The organism is Frankia sp. CoWAU3 (genome assembly GCF_977971855.1).
The window spans coordinates 8,237-11,070 of record NZ_CDWWXB010000015.1; the positions used below are offsets into that span (position 1 = coordinate 8,237).

The 2,834-nt window shown below is 73.9% G+C and carries 2 protein-coding genes; both read left to right on the plus strand.

Going from position 1 to position 2,834, the window contains the following annotated elements:
* Positions 1–1,754, plus strand: a 1,754-nt coding sequence (locus AC08ON_RS03180; RefSeq protein ID WP_476616419.1) for an ATP-dependent DNA helicase, incomplete at its 5' end; no start/stop codon positions are given.
* A gap of 95 nt (positions 1,755–1,849) precedes the next feature.
* Positions 1,850–2,834 (plus strand): glycosyltransferase family 39 protein (locus AC08ON_RS03185; RefSeq protein WP_476616420.1); only part of this gene is annotated, 985 nt, incomplete at its 3' end.

A 2,834-nucleotide genomic window follows, 5' to 3' on the forward strand; every position in this document is an offset into this window, starting at 1 on the left:
GCGCGGCGCTGACCGCGGCACTCGACGACGGGCGGATCATCGCCGTCGGTGACCGGATCGCGCTGGAGCGGTACGCGATGGCCGAGCAGTCCGTCGCGGACGGCATCGAACGGCTGACGGCGACCGCCGAGCCGCTGCGCGCGGGCGCCCCCAGAGCCCGCCGCCGACCCGATGACGGGCCGGGGTACGACGGGCCTGGGTACGACGGGCCGGGATCCGTCGACGACGACGATCCGGCGGGACGGGCCGTGTCCGCCCCGCCTCCTACCGCGCTGACGTTCGACGACGACAAGGACGAGGGGGACACGAACCGGGACGCCGCCGCGACGGGCCGCGGCGGACCCGCAAACGACGGCGGACCCGCAAACGACGGCAGACCGGCAAACGACGGCAGACCGGCAAACGACGGCAGACCGGCAAACGACGAGGTGGTGACCGGGCTGGACGAGGTCCAGCTCGCGGCGGCGCGCGCCGCGCTGGAGTCCGGCGTCAGCGTGCTCACCGGTGGGCCGGGAACAGGCAAGAGCCGCACGGTCGCGGCCGTCGTACGACTGGCCTGGGCGGCCGAGGCGGTCGTCGCACTGGCCGCGCCGACCGGACGGGCCGCCAAACGCCTCGAGGAGCTGTGCGGGGCACCGGCGAGCACCCTGCACCGGCTGTTGCAGGCCCAGGGGCGCGGCAGCGGGTTCGCGCGCGGCGAGCACCACCCGATCGACGCCGACCTCGTCGTCGTCGACGAGGCGTCGATGCTCGACGCGGAGCTCGCCGCCGCGCTGCTCGACGCCTGCGCGGACGGCACGCACCTGATGTTCGTCGGGGACCCGGCCCAGCTGCCGAGCATCGGACCGGGGCAGATCCTCGCCGACCTGCTCGAGTCCGGTGAGGTCCCGGTGACCGAGCTGCGGCGGCTGTACCGGCAGGCTGACGGCGGCGCCATCGCGACGATGGCCGCCGCGGTACGCGGCGGGGAGCTGCCGCCGCCGGGGCCTGGCCGGGAGGTCGTGGTGGTGCCGTCCGGCAGCTCCGGCGAGGCTGCGCATCGCACCGTCCAGCTCGTCACCAACTCCATCCCCCGCGCGCTCGGCATTCCCGTCGCGGACATCCAGGTCGTGACCCCGGTGCACGCCGGTCCGGCGGGCACCGGGGCGCTCAACACCGCGTTGAAGGGCACGCTGAACCCGGGTGGCGGCGCCGTCTCCGGGTTCGACGTCGGGGACCGTGTGGTGGCCACGGCGAACCATATCGACGTCGGGTTCGCCAACGGCGAGATCGGCACCGTCGTCGCGCTGGGCGAACGCGGTGCGCTGCGGGTCGCGTTTCCCGGCGGCGTCGTCGAGGTGCCCGCCGGTGTGCTCGGTGATCTGCGGCACGGCTGGGCGGTGACGGTGCACCGCGCGCAGGGCAGCGAGTGGCCCGCCGTCGTCGCCGTGTTCCCGCCGGAGGCCGGCCGGATGCTCACCCGTCCGCTGATCTACACGGCGCTGACCCGGGCGCAGGCCCACCTGTCGATTGTGGCCGTGAACGGCCCGGCCATCCGCAACGCCGTGCGGAGCTCGGGCGGACGGCGCCGCACGACGCTGCTCCCGGCTCTGCTCGCCGGGCAGACCGCCGGCGGCTTCGAAGATCCCGACGAAGATCCCGACGGGGGGCCGGACGGCAGGCCCAAGGGCGGGTCCGACGCGCGGCGGGCGGGCGGCGCGACCGCTGGGGAGGCAGCCCGCGTACGGGATGGCGACGAACGGATGACAGTCTGAAGTGTCGGGGCGTACATCCCCGCCAGCAGGCGACTGCGGCCACCCGGCGGAAGGCGGTTCTCTGACAGGAGGCAAGATCGTGGCAGACGAGGGGCATGGTGAACGTAGACGCATCCGGGAGTCCAACCGTCGGCCAGGACACCGGATCCGGGCCGGCGGTGCTCTCGGGTCCCCGCCGCCCCCAGACGCCGGTGGACGTGACCGCGACCGCGGTCGTGACCGCGACCGCGGTCGTGGCCACAGCCGCGAACAGTGCCACAGCCGATGTCACGACCGGGACGGTCATCACGCCCGGGACCGCGCGCACGACCACCGCCGTGGCGCGGATCGCGGCGGCCAGCCCGCAGCTGCTGGTAGTCGCCGTCATACTCGCCGTTGCCGCCGGCGCTCTGATGCGGTTCGCCACCCCCAGCCATCTGTGGCTCGACGAGTCGTTGACGGTCGCCATCGCCTCGCGCCCCGTCCCACAGCTGCTCGACGCGCTGCGGCACGACGGCTCACCGCCGCTGTACTACCTGCTGCTGCACGCCTGGATCGCGGTGTTCGGCGACGGGGACGTCGCCGTCCGGGCGTTGTCCGGGGTGCTGTCGCTGGCGACGCTGCCGGCGGCGTGGCTGGCCGGACGGCGGGTGGGCCGGACAGCCTTCCAGGCCGGCAACAGTGGCCGTGACGCCGACGCCTGGGTGGGCTTGGCGACCCTGCTGATGTTCGCCTGCTCTCCCTACGCGATCCGCTACGGCAGCGAGACGCGGATGTACTCGCTGGTCGTCCTGTTGGTGCTGGTGTTCGGGCTCGCGACCGTGCGGGCGCTGGAACGCTCCGAGCCGGCACGGCTGGCGATGCTGACGCTGGCGACCGCCGCCCTCGTCTACACCCACTACTGGACGTTCCTACTGATCTTCACCGTGGCGGCGTTCATTCTGCTACAGGCCCGGCGGCGGCCCCAGTACCGGCAGGTGACCCTGCGGGCCTTCGCCGCGATGGCGGCCTCCGCCGTGCTGTTCGCGCCGTGGATGCCGTCGTTCCTGTTCCAGATGCTGCACACCGGAACGCCCTGGGCGCCCAAGGTGCAGGCCCAGG